Source organism: Pseudomonas sp. LABIM340, assembly GCF_040017195.2.
Classification (GTDB): Bacteria; Pseudomonadota; Gammaproteobacteria; order Pseudomonadales; family Pseudomonadaceae; genus Pseudomonas.
Window position 1 is genome coordinate 459,917 of record NZ_CM200227.1, and the last position, 26,863, is coordinate 486,779.

Consider the following 26,863-nt stretch of genomic DNA (forward strand, 5'->3'; position numbering starts at 1 on the left):
AAGCGGCAAGCTTAAAGCTTTCGGCCTGCCGCTTGTAGCCGATCAGCCCGGATCGCGATGCTCGGGGAAGCGTTCGCTGACTGCCACGCTCACGCTGTCGCGGGTGGCGATGTCGATGCCTTCGCTGGCGACCTCGGCGAGGAAGTCGATCTGCTCGGGGGTGATGATGTACGGCGGCAGGAAGTACACCACGCTGCCCAGCGGACGCAGCAGCGCACCGCGCTCCAGGCCATGCTGGAAGACCTTCAGGCCGCGGCGCTCCTGCCACGGGTAGGGCGTCTTGCTGGCCTTGTCCTGGACCATCTCGATGGCGAGGATCATGCCGGTCTGGCGGATTTCCGAGACGTGTGGATGGTCGGCCAGGTGCGCGGTGGCGCTGGCCATTTTTGCCGCCAGGGCCTTGTTGGCCTCGATGACGTTGTCCTGCTCGAAGATGTCCAGGGTCGCCAGGGCGGCGGCGCAGGCCAGCGGGTTGCCGGTGTAGGTGTGCGAGTGGAGGAAGGCGCGCAGGGTAGCGTAGTCGTCGTAGAAGGCCTGGTAGACCTTGTCGGTGGTAAGCACCGCGCTCATCGCCAGGTAGCCGCCGGTCAGCGCCTTGGACAGCACGAGGAAGTCCGGGGTGATGCCGGCCTGCTCGCAGGCGAACATCGTACCGGTGCGGCCGAAGCCGACGGCGATCTCGTCGTGGATCAGGTGTACGCCGTAGCGGTCGCAGGCCTCGCGCAGCAGCTTGAGGTAGACCGGGTGGTACATGCGCATGCCGCCGGCGCCCTGTACCAGTGGCTCGACGATCACCGCCGCGACTTCTTTATGGTGTTGCTCCAGCGCCTGCTCCATGGCAGCGAACATCGTCCGCGAGTGTTCTTCCCAGCTCACGCCTTCGGGACGCAGGTAGCAGTCGGGGGTCGGCACCTTGATGGTGTCCATCAACAGCGACTTGTAGGTCTCGGTGAACAGCGCGACGTCGCCCACCGACATCGCTGCCACGGTTTCGCCGTGGTAGCTGTTGGTCAGGGTGATGAAGCGCTTCTTCTCCGGCTGGCCGAGGTTGTGCCAGTAGTGGTAGCTCATCTTCAGCGCCACTTCGATGCCGGCCGAGCCGCTGTCGGCGTAGAACACCCGGGAGAAGCCCGCCGGCGCCAGGCGCAGCAGGCGCTCGGACAGCTCGATCACCGGCTGGTGGCTGAAGCCGGCGAGTATCACGTGCTCCAGCTGGTCCACCTGGTCCTTGATGCGCTGGTTGATGCGCGGGTTGGCGTGGCCAAAGACGTTGACCCACCAGGAGCTGACCGCGTCCATGTAGCGCTTGCCTTCGAAGTCCTCCAGCCAGATGCCCTCGCCGCGGCGGATCGGGATCACCGGCAGGCGCTCGTGGTCTTTCATCTGGGTGCAGGGGTGCCACAGCACCTCGAGATCGCGCTGCATCCACTCGGCGTTCAGGCCCATGGTCTGCTCCTTGAATTGATGGCTCGTCAGAGGGTCGACTCGCCCGGATCGGGCAAGCCTATTCAATGCTCCTGAGATGAACAAGGACACGTCCTACGACACATGCTGCAGGTAGCCGACCAACACGGCTATTCGGCTTTCCGGCGCTCACGTATGCTTCGCGCCTTTGCACCAATTCGGGGAAATTCGGCGATGAAAATGGGATGGCTGCGCGCTGCCGCGTTGCTTGCTCTGGGGGTGTTCAGCGTAGTGGCGCTGGGCAAGGACAAACAACCGACCGCCATCGTGGTCGGCGGCGGTCTCGCCGGTCTTTCCGCAGCCTACGAGCTGCAGCAGGCGGGCTGGCAGGTCACCCTGCTGGAAGCCAAGCCGCAGGTGGGCGGTCGTTCGGGCCTGGCCACCAGCGAGTGGATCGGCAACAAGAAGGTCCAGCCGACCCTCAACGGCTACCTGGAAACCCTGAAGGTGAATTCGGTGCCGGCGCCGGAATTCGTTCGCACCCCGAGCTACCTGATCGACGGCGTCTACTACACCAGCGCCGACCTGAAGACCAAGATGCCGGCCGTCGCAGCGGACCTCGAGCGCTTCGAGAAGTCCCTGAACGAGCTGTCCGCCTCCATCGACGACCCGCTCAACCCGCTGGCGAACAAGACCCTGTTCGCCCTCGACCAGCTCACCGCCGCGCGCTGGCTGGACAAGCTGAACCTGTCGCCAACCGCGCGCCTGCTGGTCAACCAGCGCATCCGCTCGCATTACGACGAACCGTCGCGCCTGTCGCTGCTCTACCTCGCCCAGCAGGGCCGTGTGTACCGTGGCGTCGACGACCGTGACCTGCGCGCGTCGCGTCTGCCCGGCGGCAGCCAGGTGCTGGCCCAGGCCTTCGTCAAGCAGATCAAGACCATCAAGACCAACGCCAAGGTCACCTCGATCAGCCAGGACAAGGACGGCGTGACCGTGAAGGTCGGCCCCACCGGCTACACCGCTGACTACCTGGTGCTGGCCGTGCCGCTGCGCGCTCTGGGCAGCATCACCCTGACTCCGGGTCTGAATGAGAAGCAGCTGGCGGCCCTCAAGGGCACCAACTACGGCTGGCGCGACCAGATCCTGATGAAGTTCAAGCGCCCGGTGTGGGACGACAAGTCGCGCCTGTCCGGCGAGATCTACAGCGACCAGGGCCTGGGCATGATCTGGGTCGAGCCCGCGACCAAGGGCGGCGCCAACGTGCTGATCAACCTGTCCGGCGACAACGCCCGCGTGATGCAGGCCTTCGGCGACCGCCAGCTCTCCGAGCAGGTGCTGATCCGCATGAACAAGTACTACCCGAAGATGCGCGGTGCCTACGACGGCTATGAAATGCGTCGCTACAGCACCGATGCCGGCACTGGCGGTTCCTACCTGGCCTTCGGTCCGGGCCAGATCAGCCGCTTCTGGCGTGTGTGGGAGACCCCGGTGTCCCGCGTGGCCTTCGCCGGCGAGCACACCGATGCACTTTACCCGGGCACCATCGAAGGCGCCCTGCGCAGCGGCAAGCGTGCCGCCAGCCAGGTCCGCGACCTCTACGCCGGCAAGACGCCGGTGCTCGAAGGCGCCTCCCTGGTGGCCGACAACAAGCCGGCCGCCAGCGACAAGCCGGCCGATGCCAAGGGCGAGAAGAAGGGCATCATGTCCTGGCTGCCGTTCTGATCGAACCCGTTCTATCCACAATGCCGGCGAAAGCCGGCATTGTCGTTTCTGGCTCTGGGACGGGCGTTTCAGGCCGGACCTATCTTGTCAGTCGATGTTTCAAAGCAGATTTTTCTGCTTTTCTTCGATGGATTAACCGCTAGTCTTGAATTCCCGTTTTCAAGGATGTCGATCGATGCAATGGCGTAATTCCCCCGCTCGCTACGGACTGGTCAGCCTGTTCCTGCACTGGGGCAGTGCGCTGGTGGTCTTCGGCCTGTTCGGCCTGGGCCTGTGGATGCGCGAGCTGGACTACTACGACACCTGGTACCACCGTGCTCCGGAAATCCACAAAAGCATCGGCATCCTCCTGGCCATCGCCCTGATCGTGCGCGTGCTCTGGCGCTTCATCAGCCCGGCGCCGCCGACTCCGGCCAACCACGGCCAGATGACCCGCCTGGCCACCAAGCTCGGCCACCTGGCGCTCTACGCGCTGCTGTTCGCGGTGATCATCGCCGGCTACCTGATCTCCACCGCCGAAGGCAAACCCATCAGCGTGTTCGGCTGGTTCGACGTGCCCGCCACCCTGAGCGGCATCACCGACCAGGCCGACATCGCCGGCGCCATTCACCTGTACCTGGCCTGGACCCTGGTTGTACTGGCCGTGCTGCACGCCCTGGCGGCGTTCAAACACCATTTCTTCGACCGTGATGAGACGCTGGTCCGCATGCTCGGTCGTGCCGCGAAATAACACCTCACCTCAAAGGGAGATTGCTTCAATGCTGAAGAAGACGTTCGCCGCTCTGGCGCTGGGTACCGCCCTGTTCTCCGCTGGCCAGGCCATGGCCGCAGACTACAAGATCGACAAGGAAGGCCAGCACGCCTTCATCGAGTTCCGCATCAAGCACCTGGGTTACAGCTGGCTGTACGGCCGCTTTGACGACTTCGACGGTGCCTTCACCTTCGACGAGAAGAACCCGTCCGCCGACAAGGTCAAGGTGACCATCAACACCAACAGCGTGAACTCCAACCACGCCGAGCGTGACAAGCACCTGCGCAGCGCGGATTTCCTGAACGTCTCGAAGAACCCGACCGCGACCTTCGAATCCACCGGCGTGAAGGCCGATGGCAAGAATGCCGAGATCACCGGCAACCTGACCCTGAACGGCGTGACCAAGCCGGTCACCATCAAGGCTGAACTGATCGGCCAGGGCGATGACCCGTGGGGCGGCTACCGTGCCGGCTTCCTGGGCACCACCACCCTCAAGCTGAAGGACTTCAACATCCAGCGCGATCTTGGCCCGGCTTCCCAGGAAGTCGAGCTGACCCTGTCGGTAGAAGGGGTGCGTCAGTAAGACGCAGAATTGCGAAAACGCCGGCGAATGCCGGCGTTTTCGTTTGTGCTGTCAGTCCGCGTGACCTTGCAGGCACTGCCGCAGGAGCTGGGTGAGGGTGCGTTGCTCCTCGTCGTCCAGCGGTGCGAACAGACTGTCATGGGTACGTGCAAGGATGGCCTGGGTGCGCTCGTCGACGCGGCTCCCGGCCTCGGTCAGGAACAGCTGGAAGCTGCGCTGGTCGCCAGGGTTGCGCTCGCGGCGGACCAGGCCCAGTGTCTCCATCTCGCGGATCTTGCGGGTCACCAGCGCCTTGTCGCGGCACATCTTGCGGCTGAGGCTCTGCAGGCTCTGGCCGGCATCGGCGCCGATCAGCTCGAGCAGGCGGATGTCCGGCGGCGTGAGGTCGATGCCCTCCGCGCACAGTTGATCCTGGAGGCTCTCGCGCAAGTGGTCGAGGACCTTCATCAGGGTCTGTGGCAGGTCGGGATTCACGCTGTGGGTCATCGGCTCGGTCACGGTAAGTGTTGTGTAAATCAGGTTGATTGGCTCAACCATTTTTTCGTATTTTAGTTGATGTTATCAACTTTGTTCGTCGCCGCGACTGCCTTGCGGGAAACCTACTGCGTTATCAGCCAAAGGCTAAAACGTTTCAGTAGGTTTCCCTCAGGGCTTTCGGACGTTTACAAACACAGCTGAATGTAAGTATTTTTGCCAGCTTTTCCGGACCGGCAAGCCCACAGCCAAACCGGACGCTTTGCTCACGAGGACAACGATATGCAACGAAAGCCAGCCATGCGCGCCCTGGTCCCGGCCCTGCTCGTCGCCATGGCCACTCTTGCCGGCTGCGATAAAGCCCAGGCCCCGCAGGAGAAGCAGATCCCCGAGGTCGGTGTAGTGACCCTGCAGCCGCAGGAAGTCACCCTGAGCACCGAACTTCCGGGCCGTACTACCGCGTATCGCATTGCCGAAGTTCGCCCGCAGGTGAACGGCATCATCCTCAAGCGCCTGTTCAAGGAAGGCAGTGACGTCAAGGAAGGCCAGCAGCTGTACCAGATCGACCCGGCCACCTATCAGGCGACGCTGCAGAGCGCCCAGGCCAACTTGGTATCCACCCAGCAGCAGGCCGAACGCTACAAGGAACTGGTCAAGGACGAGGCGGTGAGCAAGCAGCAGTACGCTGACGCCCAGGCCGCCTACCTGCAGGCCAAGGCCACCGTCGACAGCGCGCAGATCAATGTGCGCTACACCAAGGTCTACTCGCCGATCTCCGGCCGTATCGGCCGCTCCAGCGTGACCGAAGGCGCCCTGGTGCAGAACGGCCAGAGCACCGCACTGGCCACCGTGCAGCAGCTGGACCCGATCTACGTCGACGTCACCCAGTCCTCCACCTCGCTGATCCGCCTGCGCCGCGAGCTGGCCGCCGGGCAGCTGGAGAAGGCCGGCGACAACGCCGCCAAGGTCAAGCTGTACCTGGAAGACGGCTCCGAATACCCCGTCGAGGGCAAGCTGGAGTTCTCCGAGGTCTCGGTTGACCAGGGCACCGGCTCGGTGACCGTGCGCGCCATCTTCCCCAACCCGAACAAGGAGCTGCTGCCGGGCATGTTCGTCCACGCGCAGCTGGAAGAGGGCATCAAGAAGCAGGCCATCCTGGCGCCGCAACAGGGCGTGACCCGTGACTTCCGTGGCATGGCGACCGCGCTGGTGCTCAATGCCGAGGACAAGGTCGAGCTGCGCACCATCAAGGCCGACCGCACCGTCGGTGCCTACTGGCTGGTCAGTGATGGCCTGAAGGCCGGCGACCGCCTGATCACCGAAGGCCTGCAGTACGTCCAGCCGGGCGCCCAGGCCAAGGCCGTACCCGCGAAGAACGTGGCGCCCACCGCTGGTGCCGCCGACAAGCCCGCCGCCGCTCAACCGGCCAAGCAGGGTTAATCAAGGGGATTCGTAATGTCGAAGTTTTTCATTGACCGGCCCATCTTCGCCTGGGTGATCGCCCTGGTGATCATGCTGGCGGGCGGTCTGTCGATCCTCAAGTTGCCGGTGAACCAGTACCCGGCCATTGCGCCGCCGGCCATCGCCATCCAGGTGAGCTACCCGGGCGCCTCCGCCGAAACGGTGCAGGACACCGTGGTGCAGGTCATCGAGCAGCAGATGAACGGTCTCGACCATCTGCGCTACATCTCCTCGGAGTCCAACTCCGACGGCAGCATGACCATCACCGTGACCTTCGACCAGGGCACCAGCCCTGACATCGCCCAGGTCCAGGTGCAGAACAAGCTGCAGCTGGCCACGCCGCTCCTGCCGCAGGAAGTGCAGCAGCAGGGCATCCGCGTGACCAAGGCGGTGAAGAACTTCCTGATGGTGGTCGGCGTCGTCTCCGAAGACGGCAGCATGACCAAGGAAGACCTGTCGAACTACATCGTCTCCAACATCCAGGACCCGCTGTCGCGGACCGCTGGCGTGGGCGACTTCCAGGTGTTCGGTTCGCAGTACGCCATGCGCATCTGGCTGGACCCGGCGAAGCTCAACAGCTTCCAGATGACGCCGGGCGACGTGAAGACGGCGATCCAGGCGCAGAACGTGCAGATCTCCTCCGGCCAGCTGGGCGGCCTGCCTGCGGTGAAGGGGCAGCAGCTCAACGCCACCATCATCGGCAAGACCCGCCTGCAGAGCGCCGAGCAGTTCAAGGACATCCTGCTCAAGGTCAACGCCGACGGCTCCCAGGTTCGCCTGAAGGACGTCGCCGACGTAGCCCTGGGCGGCCAGGACTACAGCATCAACGCCCAGTTCAACGGCAAGCCGGCCTCGGGTATCGCGATCAAGCTGGCCACCGGCGCCAACGCGCTGGACACCGCCAAGTCGATCCGCGCCACCCTGGCCACGCTGGAGCCGTTCTTCCCGCAGGGCATGAAGATCGTCTACCCGTACGACACCACCCCGGTGGTTTCCGCCTCGATCCATGAGGTAGTGAAGACCCTGGGCGAAGCGATCCTGCTGGTGTTCCTGGTGATGTACCTGTTCCTGCAGAACTTCCGCGCCACGCTGATCCCGACGATCGCCGTGCCGGTGGTCCTGCTGGGCACCTTCGGCGTACTCGCCGCCTTTGGCTTCTCGATCAACACCCTGACCATGTTCGGCATGGTGCTGGCGATCGGCCTGTTGGTGGACGACGCCATCGTGGTGGTGGAAAACGTCGAGCGGGTGATGGCCGAGGAAGGCTTGTCGCCCCGCGAGGCGGCGCGCAAGTCCATGGGCCAGATCCAGGGCGCTCTGGTGGGTATTGCCCTGGTGCTGTCGGCGGTGTTCCTGCCGATGGCCTTCTTCGGCGGCTCCACCGGGGTGATCTACCGTCAGTTCTCCATCACCATCGTCTCGGCCATGGCCCTGTCGGTGCTGGTGGCCCTGGTGCTGACCCCGGCGCTCTGCGCCACCATGCTCAAGCCCATCGAGAAGGGCGACCACGGCGAACACAAGCGCGGCTTCTTCGGCTGGTTCAACCGTGCGTTCCTCTCCACCACCCACGGCTACGAGCGCGGCGTCACCTCGATCCTCAAGCACCGCGTGCCGTACCTGCTGATGTACGTGCTGATCCTCGGCGGCATGGTCTTCCTGTTCACCCGCATCCCCACTGCGTTCCTCCCCGACGAGGACCAGGGCGTGCTGTTCGCCCAGGTGCAGACCCCGGCCGGTTCGTCCGCCGAGCGCACCCAGGTGGTGGTGGACTCCATGCGCGAGTACCTGCTGGACAAGGAAAGCAGCTCGGTGAACTCGGTGTTCACCGTGACCGGCTTCAACTTCGCCGGCCGTGGCCAGAGCTCGGGCATGGCATTCATCATGCTCAAGCCCTGGGAAGAGCGTCCGGGCGCGGAGAACAGCGTGTTCGCGCTGGCCCAGCGCGCGCAGCAGCACTTCTTCAGCTTCAAGGACGCGATGGTGTTCGCCTTCGCCCCGCCGGCGGTACTCGAACTGGGTAACGCCGTGGGCTTCGACATCTTCCTCCAGGACCAGGCCGGCGTCGGCCACGAAGTGCTGATGCAGGCGCGCAACCAGTTCCTTGGTCTTGCCGCACAGAACCCGGTATTGCAACGCGTGCGTCCCAACGGCCTGAACGACGAGCCGCAGTACAAACTGCTGATCGACGACGAGAAGGCCAGTGCGCTGGGCGTCTCGCTGGCGGACATCAACAGCACCATTTCCATCGCCTGGGGTTCGAACTACGTCAACGACTTCATCGACCGTGGTCGGGTGAAGAAGGTCTACCTGCAAGGCCGCCCGAATGCGCGGATGAGCCCGGAAGACCTGGACAAGTGGTACGTGCGCAACAGCACCGGCGAGATGGTGCCGTTCAGTGCCTTCGCCACCGGCGAGTGGAGCTATGGCTCGCCGAAGCTGGCGCGCTACAACGGCGTACCGGCCATGGAAGTCCTCGGCGAACCGGCCCCGGGCCGTTCCACCGGTGAGGCCATGGCGGCGGTCGAGGAGATCGTCAAGCAACTGCCCAAGGGCGTCGGCTATGCCTGGACCGGTCTGTCCTACGAGGAACGTCTGTCCGGCTCGCAGGCCCCCGCGCTCTACGCGCTGTCGCTGATCGTGGTGTTCCTCTGCCTGGCGGCGCTGTACGAGAGCTGGTCGATTCCGTTCTCGGTGATGCTGGTGGTGCCGCTGGGCGTCATCGGTGCACTGCTGGCGACGTCCATGCGCGGTCTGTCCAACGACGTGTTCTTCCAGGTGGGTCTGTTGACGACCATCGGCCTGTCGGCGAAGAACGCGATCCTGATCGTCGAGTTCGCCAAGGAACTGCACGAGCAGGGCAAGGGCATCGTCGAGGCGGCCATCGAGGCCTGCCGGATGCGTCTGCGCCCGATCGTCATGACCTCCCTGGCGTTCATCCTCGGCGTGGTACCGCTGGCGATTTCCACTGGCGCCGGCTCCGGCAGCCAGCATGCGATCGGTACCGGCGTGATCGGCGGCATGGTCACCGCGACCGTCCTCGCGATCTTCTGGGTGCCGTTGTTCTACGTGGTGGTCAGTACCCTGTTCAAGGACGCCGCGTCCAAGGAACAGGAATCCACCGAGAAGGGGCATTGATATGAGAAAGTCCTTACTGTCCCTCGCCATAGCAGCCGGCGTGTTGTCCGGCTGCTCGCTGATCCCCGACTACGAGCGCCCCGAGGCGCCCGTGGCCGCGGCTTATCCGCAGGGCGATGCCTACGATGCGGGGCAGCCGGCTACCGCCGGCGCCGACATCGGCTGGCGCGAGTTCTTCAAGGACCCGCAACTGCAGCGACTGGTCGAAGTGTCGCTGGAAAACAACCGTGACCTGCGCGTCGCCGCGCTGAATATCGAAGCCTACCGGGCGCAGTACCGCATCCAGCGGGCCGACCTGTTCCCGGCGGTGGACGCCGGCATCACCGGCTCGCGCCAGCGCCTGCCGGCCGACCTGTCGACCACCGGCAGCTCGATGATCAGCAGCCAGTACGGCGCGACCCTGGGCGTGACTTCCTGGGAGCTCGACCTGTTCGGCCGCCTGCGCGCCCTGCGTGACCAGGCGCTGGAAACCTACTTCGCCAGCGAAGAGGCCCGTCGCAGCACCCAGACCAGCCTGGTGGCCAACGTCGCCAACGCCTACCTGACGCTGCGCGCCGACCAGGCCCAACTGGAGCTGACCCGCAATACCCTGGTCACCTACCAGAAGAGCTACGACCTGACCAAGCGCAGCTACGAAGTCGGCGTCGCCTCGGCCCTGGACCTGCGCCAGTCGCAGACCTCGGTGGAAAGCGCGCGGGCGACCCTGGCGCAGTACACCCGCCTCGTCGCGCAGGACCAGAACGCGCTGGTCCTGCTGCTGGGTTCCGGTCTGCCGGGCGACCTGCCCCAGGGACGCCAGCTGTCCGACGAGCTGCTGGCCACCGTGCCGGCGGGCCTGCCTTCCGACCTGCTGCAGCGCCGCCCGGACATCCTCCAGGCGGAGCACCAGCTCAAGGCGGCCAACGCCAACATCGGCGCGGCGCGGGCGGCGTTCTTCCCGAACATCAGCCTCACCGCCAACGCCGGCAGTCTTAGCCCAGACCTGTCCGGCCTGTTCGACGGCGGCTCCGGCAGCTGGCTGTTCAAGCCCTCGATCACCTTGCCGATCTTCAACGCCGGCAGCCTGCAGGCGAGCCTGGACCTGGCCAAGGTGCAGAAGGACATCAACGTGGCGCAGTACGAGAAAGCCATCCAGACGGCCTTCTCCGAGGTCGCCGACGGCCTCGCCGCGCGCGGCACCTTCAACGAGCAACTGCAGGCGCAGCGCTCGCTGGTGGACGCCACCAGCGAGTACTACCGCCTGGCCGACAAGCGCTACCGCACCGGTGTGGATAACTACCTCACCGTGCTCGACGCGCAGCGCTCGCTGTTCAGTGCCCAACAGCAGCTGATCACCGACCGCCTCAACCAGCTGACCAGCGAGGTCAACCTGTACAAGGCCCTCGGCGGCGGCTGGCAGGCTACGGCGGCGCAAGCCAAGCCGATCTCCAGCGAGGCGCCCAAGGGCTGATCCTCACCGGCTGGAAACAACAGCGCCGCCCTTCGGGGCGGCGTTTTTTTTGGTGTGGAACTGGTTGTCTCGTAGGGCGCATAACTCGGAACGAGTTATCCGCCGTGTTGGTGGCGGATAACGCCTTAGGCGTTATGCGCCCTACGGGTTTTGCCGGTGGTCGAGGCGGCTCTACAGGTAGGCGCCGGAGCTGCGCCCCGCCGGCTGGATCTGGTTATCGGCGAGCCAGTCCAGCGCGCATTCGCGCAGGCGCTCGCCCTGGTAGACGTACCAGGCCTGCAGCAGCTCCGGGTAGCCCATCAGCACGTGGCGGAAGGCCTTGAACGGCTTGCGCCCCTCGATGGCGTTGGCCAGGGCGGAATAGGCGTGGGGTTCGGGCACTTCGCGGAGGAAGTCGCGCATCAGTTCAAGCGACTGGCCGCTGCTCAGCGGCTCGATGGGCAGCAGGCGCTCCGGCTCGCGGTGCAGCAGCTCGGCCAGCTCCGGGTCGGGGTCTTCTTCGGGAATCAGCAGCACCTGGCCACTGAACAGATCGAGGTAGTGATCGATACCCTGGGTATCAAGCGCGAAGGCCAGTTCGTCGAGGTCGATGGTCAGCGGGCGCATGGTCACTCTCCCTGGTTGGCGAGTGACCGATCCTACGCCATGCGCATGACAACTGTCCTGCCGTTGTCGGTCGGCGCGGGCGCACCGACCGACTGGCGCTTTACAGACGGAAGCGGCCCACCTGCAGTTGCAGCTCGTTGCCCAGGCGCGCCAGCTCGGTGCTGGAGCTGGCCGTCTGTTCGCTGGCGGCAGCGGACTGGTCGGCGATCTCGCGCACCTGCACCACGCTGCGGTTGATCTCCTCGGCGACGCTGCTCTGCTCCTCGGCGGCCGAGGCGATCTGCAGGTTCATGCCCTGGATGTCGGCCACGGTGCGGGCGATCACGCCCAGCGCCTCGCCGGCGCGGCGGGTCAGTTCCACCGAGCTGCCGGTCAGGCGGCGGCTGTCGTCCATGCGCGTCACCGCTTCCTGGGCACCGCGCTGCAGGCCGGCGATCAGGCCCTCGATCTCGGCGGTGGAAGACTGCGTGCGCTGGGCCAGGCCGCGCACCTCGTCGGCGACCACGGCGAAACCGCGCCCGGCCTCACCGGCACGGGCGGCTTCGATGGCGGCGTTGAGCGCCAGCAGGTTGGTCTGCTCGGCCACCGACTTGATCACGTCCAGCACGCTGCCGATCTTCTCGCTTTCCTTGCGCAGCAGTTCCATGGCCTCGGCGGAGCGATCCACCTCGGTGGCCAGGCGGTCGATCTGGTTCACCGCGTCCTGCACCACCTGATCGCCTTCGCGGGCCTGCTGGTCGGCCTGCTGGGCGGCGGCGGAGGCCTGCTCGGCGTTGCGCGCGACCTCCTGCACGGTGGCGGCCATTTCATGGATGGCGCTGGCGACCTGCTCGGTCTCCACGCGCTGGCTGTTCACCCCGGCGCGGGTCTGCTCGGTGACGGCGGAGAGTTCGTCGGCGGCGGTGGCCAGCTGGCTGACGCTGCCGCCGATGTGGCCGAGCAGCTGCGCCAGGCTCTCGCGCATGCGCAGCATCACCCGCTGCAACTGGCCCAGCTCGTCGCTGCGCTGCAGGTTGAGGTCGCGCGACAGGCCTTGGGAGAGGTCGCCCTGGGCAATGCGCTCGGCCAGCTCCAGGGCCTCGTGCAGCGGGCGGACGATCTGGCGATTGATGGCCCAGCCGGAGAGGAAGCCAAAGGCCAGGGCGAGCACGGCGATGAGGATCTGCCGGGTCTTGGCGGCAGCGGTCTCGGCGTCGTTGTGTGCCAGGGTGTCGTCGTAGAGGCGGTCGGCGGCGGCGAGCAGTGCATCGCTGGCGCCGCTCAGCGCCTTGCGGGCCTGCTGGGTGGCGTTCACCCCGTCGCGGAAGTGCTCGATGCCGCTGCGGTAGTTCTGCAGGTCCTTGAGCGCGTCGCCCAGTCCGTCGGCAGCGATGGCGGGCAGTTGGCTCTGCAGGGTCGTGCCGGTGTCGCGCAGCTTGTCGAAGGCGGCGAACGCAGCCTGTTCGGCGCTGGCGGATTGCTCGAAGACGTAGCCGCGTACCTGATAGCGCACCACCAGCAGTTGCTGGTGCAGCTGGCCAACGGCCTGGGCGCCGTCCAGCAGCTGGGCGTCGCCCGGCTGTTCGGCGAGCAGCTCGAAGAGTTGCTTGTCCAGCGCCTCGAAGGCCTGCAGGGCGCTCTGCGCGCTGCCCACCAGAGTGCCGCGGGCCTGGGTGCGCTGGTCGACGGCGCGGGTCAGGGCGGTGAAGGCCTCGCGGTACTCGCTGACTGCCTGGCGCGCTGCTGCCAGCTGTTTGGCATCGACGTCGCTGCCTTTCAGGCGCTGCTCGATCAGCTCCAGCATCTTCGTGCTGTGCTGTTCGACGCGCTCGGCCTGGCTGCGATCGCCGCCCAGCTCGAACTGCAGACGCGCGAGGTTGGCCTGCTGGCTGAGGTCGTTGAGTTCGGTGATGGTCGCCATCTGCTCGCCGCGCTCGGCCTGGTTGTCCAGGCTGTGCAGGCCGCTGAGCAGCACCAGCAGGGTGAGGAAGAGGAGGATGCCGAAGCCCACCACCAGCTTCAGGCTGACGTTCAGGCGTCCCAGCTGTACTACTAGCCAATCGTACATGTCGAAAACTCCAGGCAAGCGTCGCCACGGGATCGACGGCCCGTGGCTGGCAAGAACGAGTGTGCAGAGGCGAGGCGCAATTGTCGGGACGCATCTTCGTGCGTCAGAGGCTATCGGCGGCGAAAGGGGAAACTGAAGGCGGGAATTTGTCGCGATGTTTCGGGCATGAAGCGGACTGCGGGAGTATGCCCTGCGCGCGATCGCGGGCAGGGGCTGAGCGTTCCGCCCGTTTTACAGGGAGACTCCGGTGCTCGGGGCCCGCCCTCACCCTAACCCTCTCCCTGAGGGAGAGGTCTGGGGTGAGGGGGAAGCCCACGTGCAGATGCCTGGGGGCGGAGAAAGAAAAAAGGCCCGCTGTCCGCGGGCCTTTTCGTCTCGAGGCCGGATCAGACGCGGAAGCGGCTGACCAGTACCTGCAGTTCGTTGCCCAGGCGCGCCAGTTCGACGCTGGAGGCGGCAGTTTCCTCGCTGGCGGCGGCGGTCTGCTCGGAGATGTCGCGCACGTTCATCACACTGCGGTTGATCTCTTCGGCCACGGCGCTCTGCTGCTCGGAAGCGGCGGCGATCTGCTGGTTCATCGACTGGATGGTCGACACGGTGCGGGTGATGGCACCCAGGCGCTCGCCAGCGCGGCGGGTCAGGTCGACGGTGCTGACGGTCAGGTCGCGGCTGGTTTCCATCATCTGCACGGCCTGCTGGGTACCGCTCTGCAGGCCGGCGATCAGTTCCTCGATCTCCTCGGTGGAGGACTGGGTGCGCTGCGCCAGGCCGCGCACCTCGTCGGCCACCACGGCGAAGCCACGGCCGGCGTCGCCCGCACGGGCGGCTTCGATGGCGGCGTTGAGCGCCAGCAGGTTGGTCTGCTCGGCGACTGCCTTGATCACGTCCAGCACGCTGCCGATCTTCTCGCTTTCGCGCTTGAGCTTGAGCACCGACTCGTTGGTGCGGCCGACTTCGCCGGCCAGGCGATCCATCTGGGTCACCGCCTCGGTCACTGCGCCTTCGCCGTCACGGGCCTGGCGGTCGGCGGCGGAGGCGGCCTCTGAGGCCTCCTCGGCGTTGCGCGCGACTTCCTGCACGGTGGCGGCCATCTCGTTCATGGCGGTAGCGACCTGGTCGGTCTCGACCTTTTGGTTATTCACCCCGGCGCTGGTCTGCTCGGTTACCGCGGAGAGCTCCTCGGCGGCGCTGGCGATCTGAGTCACGCCGTCGTGGATACGGCCGATCAGCTCGCGCAGGGACAGGTTCATGCGCTGCATGCTCTTCTGCAGCTGGCCCAGTTCGTCGTGACGGTTGGTGGGGATGTCACGGCTGAGGTCGCCGTCGGCGATGCGCTCGGCATGGCCCAGCACGTCGCGCAGCGGATTGACGATCTGCCCGGTGATGATCCAGGCGGCGATGCTGCCCAGCACCAGGGCGATCAACGCGGCCAGGCCCAGCAGGGTCTTGGCCTGGGCGACGCCGGCGTCACGCTTGGCGGTCTGGGTGGAAGTCAGTTCGTTGCTCAGCTTCTCGATCTGCTGGCCGGCATCGCGCATACGGTCGCGGGCAGCCTGGCTGTCGTTGACCTCGTTGCGGTAGTTGCTCAGCGCGTTGCGGTAGGTCTCCAGCGCGTCGAGGGTGGCGCGGAACTCGCCGTTCAGCTCGGCCGGCGAGGTGCTCATGTCACTTTTCACGCCGTCGATGAGCTTCTGCAGGGCAGCGAAGGCGGGCTGCTCCAGGTTCTGCGCGTCGGTGCTGGTGTAGGCCATGACCTGCAGGCGCGCCTGCATGACGGCACGGCCGAGGCCGGAGAGGTCCTGCAGGTGCTGCAGACCTTCGGGACTGCCGTTGCTGACCAGCTTCTGCTCGGCCTTCTGCATGCCTTCGCTGACCGCGCCGGCGGCCTGGATCAGCACCTGCTTGGCAGCGTCGCGCTCTTCGAAGGATTTCAGCAGCTGGGCGTACAGCTTGCGGTACTCCACGCTCAGATCATGCTGCTGGTCGATGACCCGACGATCCTCTGTCTCGGTGAACCGCTCGTTCAGCGCGCGGTGGCGCTGGTCCAGCTTGTCCAGCGTATCGAGCACCGCCTTGGCGTCTTCGGGGGCGCGGGTGGACTGGAATTTCAGACGGGCGATACGCAGGTCCTTGGCGATAGCGATCAGCTCGGAAATCTCGCCGAGCTTGTCGCCCCGCGCGATCACGTTGCCCAGGTTGATCCAGCCGGTGAGGGCGATCAGCAGGGTGAGCAGCAGCACCAGGCCGAAGCCCGAGGCGAGTTTGAGTTTGACAGTCAGGTTGTTGAACCAGCGAAACATGAAGGCGGCGCTCCAGCGATGAACAGGGCCGGTACGCATGGCTGAGCAGGAAATGCGCAGAGTGGGGACGACCGGTACCGCTGATATCGGCTTCGCTGCGGGGAACTGAAGGGTTTTTCGGTAATTTTCTGACTGGTGGTTCACGCTGGAGGCCGCGTGGTTACTGGCCTCTAGCCATTTCCACTTAGAACAGTCGTGCCAAAAGCGCGGTCACGGCAGTCTCGACACGCAGGATGCGCTCGCCCAGTTGCACAGGGTTCAGGCCGGCTTCGCGCAGCTTGTCGACCTCGTAGGGAATCCAGCCGCCTTCCGGGCCGATGGCCAGGGTCACCGGCTCGCTCAGCGCCCGTGGGCACTCGGGCCACGGGCCGGGATGGCCGATCAGGCCGAGGCTGCCGGCGGCCAGCGCAGGCAGGCGGTCCTCGACGAAGGGCTTGAAGCGCTTCTCGATGATCACTTCGGGCAGCACGGTGTCGCGGGCCTGTTCGAGGCCCAGGATCAGTTGCTCGCGCACGGCCTCGGGATCGAGGAATGGGGTCTGCCAGAAGCTCTTTTCCACCCGGTAGCTGTTGAGCAGCACCAGGCGCGGCACGCCCATGGCGGCGACGGTCTGCAGCACGCGGCGGAGCATTTTCGGGCGGGGCAGGGCGAGCAGCAGGGTGAGCGGCAGCTTGGCCGGCGGGGCTTGCTCGAAGCTGACCTGCAACTCGGCCTCGTTGGCTTCCAGGCGCAGCAGACGGCCTTCGCCCATCAGGCCGCCAAGGCGGCCAACGCGCATCCGGTCGCCGCTTTCGGCGCGGTGGACTTCCTGCATGTGGGTCAGGCGGCGGTCGCGCAGGATCACGCGGTCCGCCGCCACGAAGTCGGCGTCGTCGAGGAGCAGCAGGTTCACGAGCGGGTGGCCGGAGGCTGGTCGCCCTTGGACTCTTCTTCTTCCTCTTCCGGGCCGCGCTTGCGGATCAGGTGGCTGAACAGCACGCCGGCCTCGAACAGCAACCACATCGGCACGGCCAGCAAGGTCTGCGACAGCGGGTCCGGCGGGGTGAGGATCATGCCGACGACGAAGCAGCCGATGATCACGTAGGGGCGGATCTTCTTCAGGTAGGCCACGTTGACCACCCCGATCCACACCAGCAGCACGGTGGCCACGGGAATCTCGAAGGCCACGCCGAAGGCGAACAGCAGGGTGAGGAAGTCCAGGTAGCTGTTGATGTCGGTCATCGGCGTCACACCTTCCGGGGCCGAGCCGAGGAAGAAGTGGAACATCAACGGGAACACCAGGAAGTAGGCGAAGGCCATGCCGGCGTAGAACAGCACGATGCTGGAGGCCAGCAGCGGCAGGGCGACGCGCTTCTCGTGCTTGTACAGGCCCGGTGCGATGAAGCCCCAGACCTGGGCGAGGATCACCGGCATGGCGAACAGCACGGCGACGATCATGGTCAGCTTCAGCGGCGCGAGGAAGGCCGACGCCGGGTCGATGGCGATCATGGTCGCGCCTTCGGGCAGGAAGCGGCGCAGCGGCTCGGAAGCCAGCGCGTAGATCTTCTGCGAGAAGTACAGCAGGCCGATGAAGATCACGAAGATCGCGACCACGCAGCGCAGCAGGCGCGTACGCAGCTCGGTCAGATGCGAGACCAGGGGCATTTCCTGGTCGTGTTCGGGCTGGTCGGGTTTTTCGGCGCTCATGGGGTACGCGGCGTCTCGGACGAAGCGGGTGGCTGGCTCGCGCCAGTCGGTTCAGTCGGTTGGCTCGGCTGGCCGGCTTCCGGTGCCTGCGCTGCAGCGGCAGGAACCTCCGCGGTGGCAGGCGCGAGGCCCGCACCCGGCAAGCTGTTCAGGCGGCTGTTGGGCGCGATGCTCGGCGCCGCGGGCGGCTCGGCAGGTGCGCTCTGGCCGCCGGACTGGGCCGGCTGCTGCGGGTTGAAAGTTTCCCGCGCCTGCTCCTGCAGGTCGGTCAGCGGCGCCATCAGCTTCTTGGCTTCCTGTTCCATCTGCAGGATGTGCTCGTTGTGCAGCTGGCGGCGGATTTCATCCGCGCCCAGCTCGCGCTCCACTTCCGTCTTGATGGCATTGAAGCTGCGCTTGAGCCGGCCAATCCACAGGCCGGCCGTGCGTGCGGCACCCGGCAGGCGGTCAGGGCCGAGCACCAGCAGGGCGACGAGGCCCACCAGCAGCAGTTCGCTGAAGCTGATACCGAACATGAATCAGTCCTTGCGCGCCGGCTCTTCGACCTTCTGCGCCTGGGCGTCGATGGTGTGCGGCTGGTTCAGCGACGGGTTGCCGGCAGCGGCGCTCGGGTCCTTCTTCTCGTCTTCTTCGGTGTTCATCGCCTTCTTGAAGCCCTTGATGGCTTCGCCGACGTCCGAACCGAGGTTCTTCAGGCGCTTGGTGCCGAAGACCAGGACCACGACGATCAGGATGACGACCCAGTGTTTCCAGTCAAAGATGCCCATCTTGTTTTCCTCGCAAAGTTGTCGGGTTCAGGCAGACGGTTGGCGCGCGGCCTTCTCGTCGTGCCCGGAAAGGCCGAAGCGGCGGTCCAGCTCGTCCAGTACCGCCTGCGGGTGCTGGCCGAGGGCGGCGAGCATCACCAGGGAGTGGAACCAGAGGTCGGCCGTTTCGTAGATCAGGTCCGTGCAGTCACCGCTGGCGGCGGCGTCCTTGGCGGCGAGAATGGTTTCCACCGACTCTTCGCCAACCTTCTCCAGGATCTTGTTCAGGCCCTTGTGATACAGGCTGGCCACGTAGGAGCTGTCCGCTGCGGCATTCTTGCGCGCTTCGAGGACTTCCGCCAGACGGGCGAGGGTATCAGTGCTCATGGGGTTTTCCTGTACCTACGTGGGAGTAGATGGCATCCGGGTCCTTCAGGACCGGGTCGACGGTCTGCCAGGCGCCGTTCTCGAACACCCGGTAGAAGCAGCTCTCGCGGCCGGTGTGGCAGGCGATGCCGCCCAGCTGTTCGACCATCAGGATCACCACGTCGGCGTCGCAGTCCAGGCGCAGCTCATGCAGCTTCTGCACGTGGCCGGAGTCCTCGCCCTTGCGCCAGAGCTTGCCGCGCGAGCGCGACCAGTAGATGGCGCGGTTCTCGGCGGCGGTGAGGGTGAGGGCCTCGCGGTTCATCCAGGCCATCATCAGCACGCGACCGGTGCGATGGTCCTGGGCGATCGCCGGCACCAGTCCATCGGCATTCCAGTTGATTTCGTCCAGCCAGTCTTTCATCTCGGGTTCCGTACAGCGGGCACTCGCGGTGCCCAGAGCCACTTCGTAAGCCACTTCGTATAGCGGTTAAGTGTGCCAGCCAGTGCGGCGACTGGCTATCGGCGCAGAATCAGATACAGACCACCGGCCAGCATCGCCCACGCCGGCCAGGCCGCGAGGCTGTGGGTGGCGAGGCCGGTTTCGGCGGCACCGGCGACCAGCACTGCGCCAATCAGCCGCGCCGGCCAGGCGCCGGCCATGCCGACCGGGGTGCCGCTCAGGCGCGCTTCGGGCTGCGGCTCGCGGGACAGGCGCTCGAGGGTGTCGCGGGTCATCTGCGCCAGGTGCGGCAGTTGTTCGATGTGCTGCTGGGCGTTGCGCAGCAGGGTGCCGGGGCTGACGCGCTCGCGCATCCAGCGTTCCAGGAACGGCTGCGCGGTGGTCCACAGGTCCAGCTCCGGGTAGAGCTGGCGGCCCAGGCCTTCGATGTTCAGCAGGGTCTTCTGCAGCAGCACCAGTTGCGGCTGCACTTCCATGTTGAAGCGCCGCGCGGTCTGGAACAGGCGCAGCAGCACCTGGCCGAAGGAAATGTCCTTGAGCGGCTTCTCGAAGATCGGCTCGCAGACGGTGCGGATCGCCGCTTCGAAATCATTGACCTTGGTTTCCGCCGGCACCCAGCCCGAGTCGATGTGCAGCTGGGCGACCTTGCGGTAATCACGCTTGAAGAAGGCGATCAGGTTGCGCGCCAGGTAGTCCTGGTCCTCGTCGGTGAGGCTGCCGACGATGCCGCAGTCCACCGCGATGTACTGCGGGCTCCACGGCGTGCGCGTACTGACGAAGATGTTGCCGGGGTGCATGTCGGCGTGGAAGAAGCTGTCGCGGAACACCTGGGTGAAGAAGATCTCCACGCCGCGCTCGGCCAGCGCCTTGAAGTCGGTGCGCTGGTCGCGCAGGGTGTCCAGGTCGGTGACCGGGATGCCGTAGATGCGCTCCATCACCAGCACCTTGGGGCGGCACCAGTCCCAGTAGACCTGGGGCACGTAGAGCAGCGGCGAGCCTTCGAAGTTGCGCCGCAGCTGCGAGGAGTTGGCCGCTTCGCGCAGCAGGTCCAGCTCGTCGTAGATGGTCTTCTCGTAGTCGCTGACCACTTCGGCCGGGTGCAGGCGGCGGGCATCGGCGGAGATGCGCTCGGCAGTGCGCGCGAGGATGTGCAGCCAGGCGATGTCGGAGCGGATCACCGGCTCCAGGTTCGGGCGGATGACCTTCACCACCACGTCTTCGCCGCTCTTGAGCTGCGCGGTATGCACCTGCGCCACCGAGGCGGAGGCCAGCGGTTCGCGCTCGAAGCGGGAGAACACCTGCTCGATCTTCGCGCCGAGCTGCTGCTCGATGAGCGCCACGGCCTGTTCCGGCGGGAAGGGCGGCACCTTGTCCTGCAGGAAGGCCAGCTCCAGGGCGATGTCGTCGGGGAGCAGGTCGCGGCGGGTGGAAAGTATCTGGCCGAACTTGATGAAGATCGGCCCGAGGTCCTCCAGCGCCAGCCGGATGCGTGCACCACGGCTGAGGTCGAGCGGCTTGCGCGGCAGCCAGCGCCAGGGCAGCAGCCCGCCGACCAGGCGCAGCCACCAGGGCAGGAAGGGCAGTTCGAGGACCATGTCGTCCAGACGGTAGCGGATGGCTACGCGCTGGATGCGCAGCAGGCGGCGGAAGGCGAGCAGCTTCATGCGTCAGGCTTGATCTTCTGGGTCAGGCGGTTGATCCGCGCGTCGAGGCGGTCGAGGGACATCTTCAACTGGTCCAGCTCGGCGAAGCGCGCTTCGGCTTCGTGCTGGCCGACCAGGCTGCGGCTTTCCTCGGCGAGATAGTCGGCGAGGCTCAGGCGCAGGCTTTCCAGGCTGTCGCCGGCCCAGGCCATGCCGCCGCGCAGACGCGCGCCGAGCAGGTGCGCGGGCACCGGGCCGAGCCAGCGGGAGACTTCGTATTCCCAGTCCAGCTCCAGGCTCTGGAGGACGTCGGCCAGCTCCAGCAGCATCGCGCTGTCGCCGCCCATGGTCACTTCAGGGCTGTGCAGGACACGGGTCTTGTCCTTGGCCAGCGCCAGTTGCAGCAGGCTGCCGGCGGGCGCGACGAGGGTGCAGTCGGCGGGCGCCTCGTGGTGCGCGGCCAGGTGCAGGCCGTCGGCGTCGGGCAGGATGAACAGCCGCAGCGCAGGCGCCTGGCAGTCCACTTCCAGCACCTTGCCGGCGAGCCGGCCGAGACGCCGCAGGGCCACGCCGTCGAGCCGCAGCACGCGGTTGACGGTGGCTTCGGCGCTGGCCAGGGCGGCCTGCAGGAGCAGGGTCATCAGGGCTTGATGCCGCGGTGCAGGGCGACCACGCCGCCGGTCATGTTGTGGTAGGTGACGCGGTCGAATCCGGCCTCCACCATCATCGACTTCAGCGTTTCCTGGTCGGGGTGCATGCGGATCGATTCGGCGAGGTAGCGATAGCTCTCGGAATCGTTGGTCACCAGCTTGCCCATCAGCGGCAGCAGGGTGAAGGAGTAAGCGTCGTAGGCCTTGGACAGCAGGCTGCTGGTGGGTTTGGAGAATTCCAGCACCAGCAGGCGGCCGCCGGGCTTGAGCACCCGCAGCATGGAGCGGATGGCTTCGTCCTTGTGGGTGACGTTGCGCAGGCCGAAAGCGATGGTCACCGCGTCGAAGTAGTTATCGGGGAACGGCAGCTTCTCGGCGTCGGCCTGGACGAAGTTGACGTTGCCGGCGACGCCGCTGTCGAGCAGCTTGTCGCGGCCGACCTTGAGCATCGAGGCGTTGATGTCGGCCAGCACCACTTCGCCGGTCGGGCCGACCAGGCGGGAGAACTGGCGGGTCAGGTCACCGGTGCCGCCGGCGATGTCCAGCACCCGGTTGCCGGCGCGCACGCCGGACAGCTCGATGGTGAAACGCTTCCACAGACGGTGGACGCCACCGGACATCAGGTCGTTCATCAGGTCGTACTTGGCGGCGACCGAGTGGAATACCTCGGCGACCTTCTCGGCCTTCTCGCTCTCGCGCACGGTCTTGTAGCCGAAGTGCGTGGTGGGATCGGCGCTGTCCTGGCCGGCTTGGGGCTTGCGCGGTTCGCTCATGGCGTTTGTACCCTGGAAGTCAGTGGCGGGCATTCTAACAGGATGCAGAGAAAACGCCGCCCCGGTCACGCCGCCAGCGGGGTGCGGCGATACGGCGCGGCGCGTATGATCGGCGGGGTCAGTCAATCGCGGAGTTCCAGCATGTCCCGTATCCACGTCGAACGTTCCCACTCCCTCGGCCTCGAAGCCGCCCGCGCCAAGGCGGAAAAGCTCGCCGACAAGCTCACCCGCGAGCACGGCGTGAGCAGCGAGTGGCAGGGCGACACCCTGCTGTTCAAGCGCAGCGGCGTGGACGGGCGCATCGAAGTGGGTGCGGACAAGGTCGCGGTGGACGTGAAGCTGGGCCTGATGCTCTCGGCCATGGGCGGCCTGCTCAAGGGCGAGATCGAGCGCGCGCTGGACAAGGCCCTGGCCTGATCCCCTGCCGGCCCCGTTCCCTGCGGGGCCATGCCGTTTTCGGGCGGCGCCGGCTTTCCTACAAAGCCTGGTATGTGTTTTCTAATTTTCCCCGATACCTTGGCTCACAGTCCCGCCTGATGCGGGCAGCTTTCGACATCATCGAATCTGAACCTGTGAGGTGCCACCATGGCCAAGGCTGTCAGCAAGAAGAAAGTCGCAGAACTCCAATCCTCCCTCTACTCCGATGCCAAGCACTACGCCCGGCAGATCTGGCTCGCAGGCCTGGGCTCCTACGCTCGTGTGGGCGCCGAAGGCAGCGAGTACTTCAAGGAACTGGTCAAGTCCGGCGAGTCCGTCGAGAAGAAAGGCCGTGACCTGGTGAGCACCCAGATCGACGCCGCCAACGACACCGTCAAGGGCCGTCTGCACAGCGTCAAGGCCAAGCTGAACTTCGACAGGATCGAAGAGGCGTTCGATGCGCGCGTGTCCTCCGCCCTCAACCGAATCGGAATTCCCTCCAGGCGTGATGTGGAGGCGCTCTCTGCTAAGCTGGATGAGCTGAGCGCAGTGCTCGAGCGTGTCGCGAGAACCCAATAAGGAGAGCAGGATGGCTGGCAAAAAAACTACCGATAAAAAAGAGTCCAGTTGGATCGGCGAGATCGAGAAATACTCGCGGCAGATCTGGCTGGCTGGCTTGGGGGCCTACTCGAAGGTCAGCAAGGACGGCAGCAAGGTGTTCGAGACCCTGGTCAAGGACGGCGAGAAGGCTGAGAAACTGGCCAAGACCGAGGTCGAGGGTGCGGTGAAGACCTCCACCCGTTCCGCGAAGGCGCGCGTCGATGCCGTCAAGGGCGCCGCGATCGGCAAGTGGGGCGAGCTGGAAGAGGCCTTCGACAAGCGCCTGAACAGCGCGATCTCGCGCCTGGGCGTGCCGAGCAGCCGTGAAGTGAAAGACCTGCACAGCAAGGTCGACAGCCTCACCAAGCAGATCGAGAAGCTCACCGGCGTCAGCGTCGCCAAACCGGCCGCCAAGGCCGCCGCCAAACCCGCAGCGAAAGCCGCCGCCAAACCGGCCGCGAAACCCGCTGTGAAGACCGCGGCTTCCAAACCGGCTGCCAAGGCTGCTGCAAAACCTGCAGCGAAGCCGGCCGCCAAAGCCGCCGCAAAACCGGCTGCCAAGGCTGCCGCGAAACCCGCTGCCAAGCCTGCTGCGAAGCCGGCTGCCAAGGCTGCGGCCAAGCCTGCCTCGAAACCGGCTGCCAAGCCCGCTGCTGCGAAAGCCGCCGCGAAGCCTGCCGCCAAACCCGCTGCAAAACCGGCTGCCGCCGCCAAGCCTGCCGCTGCGAAACCTGCAGCCAAGCCGGCCGCGGCGAAGAAGCCTGCCGTGAAGAAGCCCGCTGCACCCAAGGCCGCCGCCAAGCCGGCTGCTGCGAAACCGGCAACCGCTCCGGCCGCCACTCCGGCACCGTCGGCTCCCGCCGCCGCGCCGGCCGTGACGCCGTCCGCCGCTGCTCCGGCAACGCCGCCGCCGTCCCAGGCCTGACCGGTCTGCTGCAACACCCACGCCCGGCCTCGCGCCGGGCGTTTTCATTCTCTCAAGACAAAAGCCTGCAGGGATAAGTCAGGGGGCGAGGTAGCGCTTGGCGAGTCGCTCGGCGATCAGCTGCGAGTCCGGGCGCAGGTGCGGCGCCACCAGCATCATGACCTGGAACACCACCTGGCGGACGTCGCCCTCGTGGCCGAGGATGCGCTGGTAGTCGAGGGAGAACAGCAGCGTCAGGGTGATCTGCTCCACCAGCTGGCCGAGGGCTTCGGTGTCGCTGGCAAGTTCGTCCTGCGCCTTGAGCTGTGCCAGCAGGGTGGCCAGGGTGCGCTTGAGCTGGTTGAGCCAGGCCCGCACGCCACGGGCGAGCTTGGGCAGGCGCCCGGCGAGGTTGGAGAGATCCTGGAAGAGGAAGCGGTAGTGCGCCAGGCGCTCGACGATCAGGTGCAGGAACAGCCAGTAGTCCTCGGCGCCCAGTCGCACGTCTTCCGGCGGGTCGAGCAGCGGCGCCAGTTCGTCCTGGAAGCGCTCGAACAGCGCCAGCACCAGCGGCTCCTTGCCGTGGAAGTGGTAGTAGAGATTGCCGGGGCTGATGCCCAGTTCGGTGGCGATCTCCAGGGTTGAAACGTTGGGCTCGCCCTGCTCGTTGAACAGCTGCAGGGCGCATTCGAGAATCCGGTCGCGCGTTTTCATCCGTGTTCAGGTTCCAGCCGCAGTGGGGCCGACGATAGCCTTCCGGGGAGTTGGCTGCCAATGGCTTCGCGGCAAACTTCCGCATGGCCCGCTCGCACTCATGATTGCACCATCCTACAAGTGCTTGCGCGTGTCGTGACTGTAGGAGCGGGCCATGCCCGCGATCGCGCCCATGGGGCGCTCCTACAAGGTGCCTGCCGGACGCGCGGAGCGAACAACCCGCAACGGGTTGCCCGATCCATGCTTGCCTCAGCGTACGTGCACGTAGGTGCCCGGCGCGGCTTCCTTGGCCGGGTAGTCGGCGTTGCCCAGCTCGAAGTTCACCGGCCGGCGTTCGCCCGAGCGCTGCTGGATCCACTCCAGCCACAGCGGCCACCAGCTGCCTTCCTGGCGCTTGGTGTCGTAGTACCAGGCGCGCGGGTCGGAGCTGATCTTGCTGTTCTCGAAGTAGCAGGCCTTGGGGTTGCCCGGCGGGTTGAGGATGCTCTGGATGTGCCCGCTGTTGGACAGCACGAAGCGCGTCTCGCCGCCCAGCAGCTGGGCCGAGCGGTACACCGCGTCCCATGGGGTGATGTGGTCGGTGATGCCGGCGACGTGGAAGTTGTCCACCGCGACCTTCTTCAGGTCGATGGCGCTGCCGTTGACTTCCATGGCGCCGGGACGGGCCAGCGGGTTGTGCTTGAAGAAGTCGAGGAAGTCGCCGTGCAGTGCGGCGGGCAGCCGCGTGTTGTCGTTGTTCCAGTAGAGGATGTCGAAGGCCGGCGGCTGCTTGCCCAGCAGGTAGTTGTTGACCCAGTAGTTCCAGATCAGGTCGTTGGGGCGCATCCAGGCGAATATCTTCGCCATGTCGCGGCCGTCCAGTACACCGTGCTGGTAGGAGCGGCGCTTGCTGCTTTCCAGGGTCTGCTCGTCGGCGAACAGCGCGGCCGGGGTCTCCACCTGGCTGTCCAGCAGGCTCACCAGGTAGGTGGCGCTGGCGACCTTGCGCAGTTGCCGGCGCGCCTGCAGGTGGCCCTGCAGCGCGGCGATGGTCAACCCGCCCGAGCAGGCGCCCATCAGGTTGACGCTGCGGCTGCCGCTGATGGAGCGGCACACGTCGATGGCCTCGTCCAGCGCGGTGACGTAGGTCGACAGGCCCCACTCGCGGTGGCGCGCGTCGGGGTTGCGCCAGCTCACCATGAACAGCTGCAGATTGTTCTTCAGGGCGTACTGGACGAAGCTCTTCTCGGTGGTCAGGTCGAAGATGTAGAACTTGTTGATCTGCGGCGGCACGATCAGCAGCGGCTTGGCATGCAGGTGCTCGCCCATCGGCTTGTACTGGATCAGTTCCAGCACCTCGTTGCGGAATACCACCGCGCCGGGCGTGGTGGCAAGGTTCTGGCCGATCTCGAAGGCGCTGCGGTTGACCTGGCTGGGCATGCCACCGTTGTGCATCAGGTCGTCGAGCAGGTGCTGCGCGCCCTTGAGCAGGCTCTGCCCGCCGGTGTTGAACAGCTCCTTCACCGCCAGCGGATTGAGCAGGGTGTTCGATGGCGAGGCGGCGTCGGAGAGGATCGACAGCAGGAAGCGCGCGCGGGCGCGGTCGTCGCTGTTCAGGTCGCTCTCGTCGACCCAGGCCAGCAGTTGCTTCTGCCACGCCAGGTAGGCCTGCACGGTGCGCCGGTAGAAGGGGTTCAGGCGCCAGGACGGGTCCTGGAAGCGCGCGTCCTGCGGGTTGGGCTGCAGCGGGGAGTCGCCGATCAGCACCTTGCCCACCTCCTTGCCGAAGGCCGCCAGGTGCTTCGCCGAATGGACCGGCCGGCGCACGCCTTGCAGTGCCAGCATGCGCAGGGTGGACAGCATGTCCTTGCCGCGCAGGCCGACCATCGCACTCTGCGCATTCATGTACTCGGTGGGGACGGGGACGCTACCCGGCTCAGCTTTCTCGCGCATGAACAGCACTCCATGAAAGGTCCGACCTGAAAA

General features: G+C 66.0%; 25 protein-coding genes and 2 pseudogenes. 9 read left to right on the forward strand and 18 right to left on the reverse strand.

Annotation, left to right across the window (positions count from 1 at the left end; translation table 11 throughout):
• Positions 1-42 precede the first annotated feature (42 nt).
• Positions 43-1,446: an adenosylmethionine--8-amino-7-oxononanoate transaminase gene (locus ABKS89_RS02235; RefSeq protein ID WP_138213099.1), complete on the reverse strand. Its 1,404-nt coding sequence runs from the start codon at positions 1,444-1,446 to the stop codon at positions 43-45.
• Positions 1,447-1,638: 192 nt separating this feature from the next.
• On the opposite strand from ABKS89_RS02235, the gene ABKS89_RS02240 reads away from it, so the two are divergent.
• The 3 genes from ABKS89_RS02240 (at position 1,639) to ABKS89_RS02250 (ending at position 4,463) form a co-directional block, all read left to right on the forward strand.
• Entirely contained in the window at positions 1,639-3,129 is a 1,491-nt protein-coding gene (locus ABKS89_RS02240; protein ID WP_138213098.1) for a flavin monoamine oxidase family protein, read from the forward strand.
• 175 nt (positions 3,130-3,304) lie between these two features.
• A complete protein-coding gene (locus ABKS89_RS02245) occupies positions 3,305-3,859 on the forward strand; it encodes a cytochrome b (RefSeq protein WP_348589192.1) in 555 nt (184 codons plus the stop codon).
• A 28-nt stretch (positions 3,860-3,887) separates the two neighbouring features.
• Positions 3,888-4,463, forward strand: coding sequence for a YceI family protein (locus tag ABKS89_RS02250; RefSeq protein WP_081519614.1), 576 nt, complete (start codon positions 3,888-3,890; stop codon positions 4,461-4,463).
• Between the two features lie 51 nt (positions 4,464-4,514).
• Here the strand turns inward: ABKS89_RS02250 and ABKS89_RS02255 are convergent, their stop codons facing one another.
• Entirely contained in the window at positions 4,515-4,949 is a 435-nt protein-coding gene (locus ABKS89_RS02255; protein WP_348589245.1) for a MarR family winged helix-turn-helix transcriptional regulator, read from the reverse strand.
• A gap of 270 nt (positions 4,950-5,219) precedes the next feature.
• On the opposite strand from ABKS89_RS02255, the gene mexA reads away from it, so the two are divergent.
• Genes mexA through ABKS89_RS02270 form a run of 3 tightly spaced genes read left to right on the forward strand, consistent with a single transcriptional unit; the run spans position 5,220 to position 10,983 of the window.
• Positions 5,220-6,377, forward strand: coding sequence for a multidrug efflux RND transporter periplasmic adaptor subunit MexA (gene mexA / locus ABKS89_RS02260; RefSeq protein WP_138213095.1), 1,158 nt, complete (start codon positions 5,220-5,222; stop codon positions 6,375-6,377).
• A gap of 15 nt (positions 6,378-6,392) precedes the next feature.
• The gene (locus tag ABKS89_RS02265; protein ID WP_192293765.1) at positions 6,393-9,533 is read left to right on the forward strand and encodes an efflux RND transporter permease subunit; all 3,141 of its coding nucleotides are present in this window, start codon (positions 6,393-6,395) and stop codon (positions 9,531-9,533) included.
• A 1-nt stretch (position 9,534) separates the two neighbouring features.
• Positions 9,535-10,983, forward strand: a complete 1,449-nt coding sequence (locus ABKS89_RS02270) for an AdeC/AdeK/OprM family multidrug efflux complex outer membrane factor (protein ID WP_138213093.1) — start codon at positions 9,535-9,537, stop codon at positions 10,981-10,983.
• Positions 10,984-11,154: 171 nt separating this feature from the next.
• Here the strand turns inward: ABKS89_RS02270 and ABKS89_RS02275 are convergent, their stop codons facing one another.
• The 14 genes and pseudogenes from ABKS89_RS02275 to ubiE form a co-directional block, all read right to left on the reverse strand.
• Positions 11,155-11,589, reverse strand: a complete 435-nt coding sequence (locus tag ABKS89_RS02275; protein ID WP_138213092.1) for a UPF0158 family protein — start codon at positions 11,587-11,589, stop codon at positions 11,155-11,157.
• A gap of 100 nt (positions 11,590-11,689) precedes the next feature.
• Positions 11,690-12,562, reverse strand: a complete 873-nt coding sequence (locus ABKS89_RS02280) for a methyl-accepting chemotaxis protein (protein ID WP_412548197.1) — start codon at positions 12,560-12,562, stop codon at positions 11,690-11,692.
• A gap of 33 nt (positions 12,563-12,595) precedes the next feature.
• Positions 12,596-13,636, reverse strand: a pseudogene (locus tag ABKS89_RS02285) (methyl-accepting chemotaxis protein); the annotation flags it as partial.
• A 386-nt stretch (positions 13,637-14,022) separates the two neighbouring features.
• The gene (locus ABKS89_RS02290) at positions 14,023-14,895 is read right to left on the reverse strand and encodes a methyl-accepting chemotaxis protein (protein WP_405307715.1); all 873 of its coding nucleotides are present in this window, start codon (positions 14,893-14,895) and stop codon (positions 14,023-14,025) included.
• Positions 14,896-14,943: 48 nt separating this feature from the next.
• Positions 14,944-15,975: pseudogene (locus ABKS89_RS02295) on the reverse strand (methyl-accepting chemotaxis protein); the annotation flags it as partial.
• A gap of 145 nt (positions 15,976-16,120) precedes the next feature.
• Positions 16,121-16,828, reverse strand: coding sequence for a 16S rRNA (uracil(1498)-N(3))-methyltransferase (locus tag ABKS89_RS02300; protein WP_348589190.1), 708 nt, complete (start codon positions 16,826-16,828; stop codon positions 16,121-16,123).
• Positions 16,825-17,622, reverse strand: a complete 798-nt coding sequence (tatC, locus tag ABKS89_RS02305; protein ID WP_138213088.1) for a twin-arginine translocase subunit TatC — start codon at positions 17,620-17,622, stop codon at positions 16,825-16,827. Before tatC ends, ABKS89_RS02300 begins: the two co-directional genes overlap by 4 nt.
• Positions 17,619-18,137, reverse strand: a complete 519-nt coding sequence (gene tatB, locus ABKS89_RS02310; protein ID WP_138213087.1) for a Sec-independent protein translocase protein TatB — start codon at positions 18,135-18,137, stop codon at positions 17,619-17,621. The genes tatC and tatB overlap by 4 nt, the downstream gene beginning before the upstream one ends.
• Positions 18,138-18,140: 3 nt before the next feature.
• Positions 18,141-18,389: a twin-arginine translocase TatA/TatE family subunit gene (locus tag ABKS89_RS02315; RefSeq protein WP_348589189.1), complete on the reverse strand. Its 249-nt coding sequence runs from the start codon at positions 18,387-18,389 to the stop codon at positions 18,141-18,143.
• Positions 18,390-18,416: 27 nt separating this feature from the next.
• Positions 18,417-18,755: a phosphoribosyl-ATP diphosphatase gene (locus tag ABKS89_RS02320; protein WP_138213085.1), complete on the reverse strand. Its 339-nt coding sequence runs from the start codon at positions 18,753-18,755 to the stop codon at positions 18,417-18,419.
• Positions 18,745-19,158, reverse strand: a complete 414-nt coding sequence (gene hisI, locus ABKS89_RS02325) for a phosphoribosyl-AMP cyclohydrolase (RefSeq protein WP_138213084.1) — start codon at positions 19,156-19,158, stop codon at positions 18,745-18,747. Before hisI ends, ABKS89_RS02320 begins: the two co-directional genes overlap by 11 nt.
• 95 nt (positions 19,159-19,253) lie before the next feature.
• Positions 19,254-20,861 carry a ubiquinone biosynthesis regulatory protein kinase UbiB gene (gene ubiB / locus ABKS89_RS02330; RefSeq protein ID WP_138213083.1) on the reverse strand — a complete coding sequence of 536 codons (1,608 nt, stop codon included), beginning with the start codon at positions 20,859-20,861 and terminating at the stop codon, positions 19,254-19,256.
• The gene (locus tag ABKS89_RS02335) at positions 20,858-21,484 is read right to left on the reverse strand and encodes a ubiquinone biosynthesis accessory factor UbiJ (protein WP_225606169.1); all 627 of its coding nucleotides are present in this window, start codon (positions 21,482-21,484) and stop codon (positions 20,858-20,860) included. The genes ubiB and ABKS89_RS02335 overlap by 4 nt, the downstream gene beginning before the upstream one ends.
• Positions 21,481-22,263: a bifunctional demethylmenaquinone methyltransferase/2-methoxy-6-polyprenyl-1,4-benzoquinol methylase UbiE gene (gene ubiE / locus ABKS89_RS02340; RefSeq protein ID WP_151189072.1), complete on the reverse strand. Its 783-nt coding sequence runs from the start codon at positions 22,261-22,263 to the stop codon at positions 21,481-21,483. Before ubiE ends, ABKS89_RS02335 begins: the two co-directional genes overlap by 4 nt.
• A gap of 141 nt (positions 22,264-22,404) precedes the next feature.
• Between ubiE and ABKS89_RS02345 the strand changes: the two genes are divergently transcribed.
• The 3 genes from ABKS89_RS02345 (at position 22,405) to ABKS89_RS02355 (ending at position 24,205) form a co-directional block, all read left to right on the forward strand.
• On the forward strand, positions 22,405-22,680 hold the full coding sequence (locus ABKS89_RS02345) for a polyhydroxyalkanoic acid system family protein (protein WP_138213081.1): 276 nt from the start codon (positions 22,405-22,407) through the stop codon (positions 22,678-22,680).
• Positions 22,681-22,848: 168 nt separating this feature from the next.
• Positions 22,849-23,259, forward strand: coding sequence for a phasin family protein (locus ABKS89_RS02350; RefSeq protein ID WP_138213080.1), 411 nt, complete (start codon positions 22,849-22,851; stop codon positions 23,257-23,259).
• Between the two features lie 10 nt (positions 23,260-23,269).
• Complete coding sequence (locus tag ABKS89_RS02355) at positions 23,270-24,205, forward strand: phasin family protein (protein ID WP_348589188.1); 936 nt, start codon at positions 23,270-23,272, stop codon at positions 24,203-24,205.
• A gap of 78 nt (positions 24,206-24,283) precedes the next feature.
• Here ABKS89_RS02355 and ABKS89_RS02360 read toward each other — a convergent pair whose 3' ends face one another.
• Positions 24,284-24,898: a TetR/AcrR family transcriptional regulator gene (locus ABKS89_RS02360; RefSeq protein WP_138213078.1), complete on the reverse strand. Its 615-nt coding sequence runs from the start codon at positions 24,896-24,898 to the stop codon at positions 24,284-24,286.
• Between the two features lie 249 nt (positions 24,899-25,147).
• Positions 25,148-26,830 carry a class II poly(R)-hydroxyalkanoic acid synthase gene (phaC, locus tag ABKS89_RS02365; RefSeq protein ID WP_138213077.1) on the reverse strand — a complete coding sequence of 561 codons (1,683 nt, stop codon included), beginning with the start codon at positions 26,828-26,830 and terminating at the stop codon, positions 25,148-25,150.
• Between the last annotated feature and the right edge of the window lie 33 nt (positions 26,831-26,863).

What these genes read in the sequence shown, in the direction of transcription:
- ABKS89_RS02235 (WP_138213099.1), bottom strand. Translation starts at nt 1,446, where the DNA reads ATGGGCCTGAACGCCGAGTGGATGCAGCGCGATCTCGAGGTGCTGTGG.
- ABKS89_RS02240 (WP_138213098.1), top strand. Translation starts at nt 1,639, where the DNA reads ATGAAAATGGGATGGCTGCGCGCTGCCGCGTTGCTTGCTCTGGGGGTG.
- ABKS89_RS02245 (WP_348589192.1), top strand. Translation starts at nt 3,305, where the DNA reads ATGCAATGGCGTAATTCCCCCGCTCGCTACGGACTGGTCAGCCTGTTC.
- ABKS89_RS02250 (WP_081519614.1), top strand. Translation starts at nt 3,888, where the DNA reads ATGCTGAAGAAGACGTTCGCCGCTCTGGCGCTGGGTACCGCCCTGTTC.
- ABKS89_RS02255 (WP_348589245.1), bottom strand. Translation starts at nt 4,949, where the DNA reads ATGACCCACAGCGTGAATCCCGACCTGCCACAGACCCTGATGAAGGTC.
- mexA (WP_138213095.1), top strand. Translation starts at nt 5,220, where the DNA reads ATGCAACGAAAGCCAGCCATGCGCGCCCTGGTCCCGGCCCTGCTCGTC.
- ABKS89_RS02265 (WP_192293765.1), top strand. Translation starts at nt 6,393, where the DNA reads ATGTCGAAGTTTTTCATTGACCGGCCCATCTTCGCCTGGGTGATCGCC.
- ABKS89_RS02270 (WP_138213093.1), top strand. Translation starts at nt 9,535, where the DNA reads ATGAGAAAGTCCTTACTGTCCCTCGCCATAGCAGCCGGCGTGTTGTCC.
- ABKS89_RS02275 (WP_138213092.1), bottom strand. Translation starts at nt 11,589, where the DNA reads ATGCGCCCGCTGACCATCGACCTCGACGAACTGGCCTTCGCGCTTGAT.
- ABKS89_RS02280 (WP_412548197.1), bottom strand. Translation starts at nt 12,562, where the DNA reads ATGCTGCGCATGCGCGAGAGCCTGGCGCAGCTGCTCGGCCACATCGGC.
- ABKS89_RS02290 (WP_405307715.1), bottom strand. Translation starts at nt 14,895, where the DNA reads ATGCAGCGCATGAACCTGTCCCTGCGCGAGCTGATCGGCCGTATCCAC.
- tatC (WP_138213088.1), bottom strand. Translation starts at nt 17,622, where the DNA reads ATGAGCGCCGAAAAACCCGACCAGCCCGAACACGACCAGGAAATGCCC.
- tatB (WP_138213087.1), bottom strand. Translation starts at nt 18,137, where the DNA reads ATGTTCGGTATCAGCTTCAGCGAACTGCTGCTGGTGGGCCTCGTCGCC.
- ABKS89_RS02315 (WP_348589189.1), bottom strand. Translation starts at nt 18,389, where the DNA reads ATGGGCATCTTTGACTGGAAACACTGGGTCGTCATCCTGATCGTCGTG.
- ABKS89_RS02320 (WP_138213085.1), bottom strand. Translation starts at nt 18,755, where the DNA reads ATGAGCACTGATACCCTCGCCCGTCTGGCGGAAGTCCTCGAAGCGCGC.
- hisI (WP_138213084.1), bottom strand. Translation starts at nt 19,158, where the DNA reads ATGAAAGACTGGCTGGACGAAATCAACTGGAATGCCGATGGACTGGTG.
- ubiB (WP_138213083.1), bottom strand. Translation starts at nt 20,861, where the DNA reads ATGAAGCTGCTCGCCTTCCGCCGCCTGCTGCGCATCCAGCGCGTAGCC.
- ubiE (WP_151189072.1), bottom strand. Translation starts at nt 22,263, where the DNA reads ATGAGCGAACCGCGCAAGCCCCAAGCCGGCCAGGACAGCGCCGATCCC.
- ABKS89_RS02345 (WP_138213081.1), top strand. Translation starts at nt 22,405, where the DNA reads ATGTCCCGTATCCACGTCGAACGTTCCCACTCCCTCGGCCTCGAAGCC.
- ABKS89_RS02350 (WP_138213080.1), top strand. Translation starts at nt 22,849, where the DNA reads ATGGCCAAGGCTGTCAGCAAGAAGAAAGTCGCAGAACTCCAATCCTCC.
- ABKS89_RS02355 (WP_348589188.1), top strand. Translation starts at nt 23,270, where the DNA reads ATGGCTGGCAAAAAAACTACCGATAAAAAAGAGTCCAGTTGGATCGGC.
- ABKS89_RS02360 (WP_138213078.1), bottom strand. Translation starts at nt 24,898, where the DNA reads ATGAAAACGCGCGACCGGATTCTCGAATGCGCCCTGCAGCTGTTCAAC.
- phaC (WP_138213077.1), bottom strand. Translation starts at nt 26,830, where the DNA reads ATGCGCGAGAAAGCTGAGCCGGGTAGCGTCCCCGTCCCCACCGAGTAC.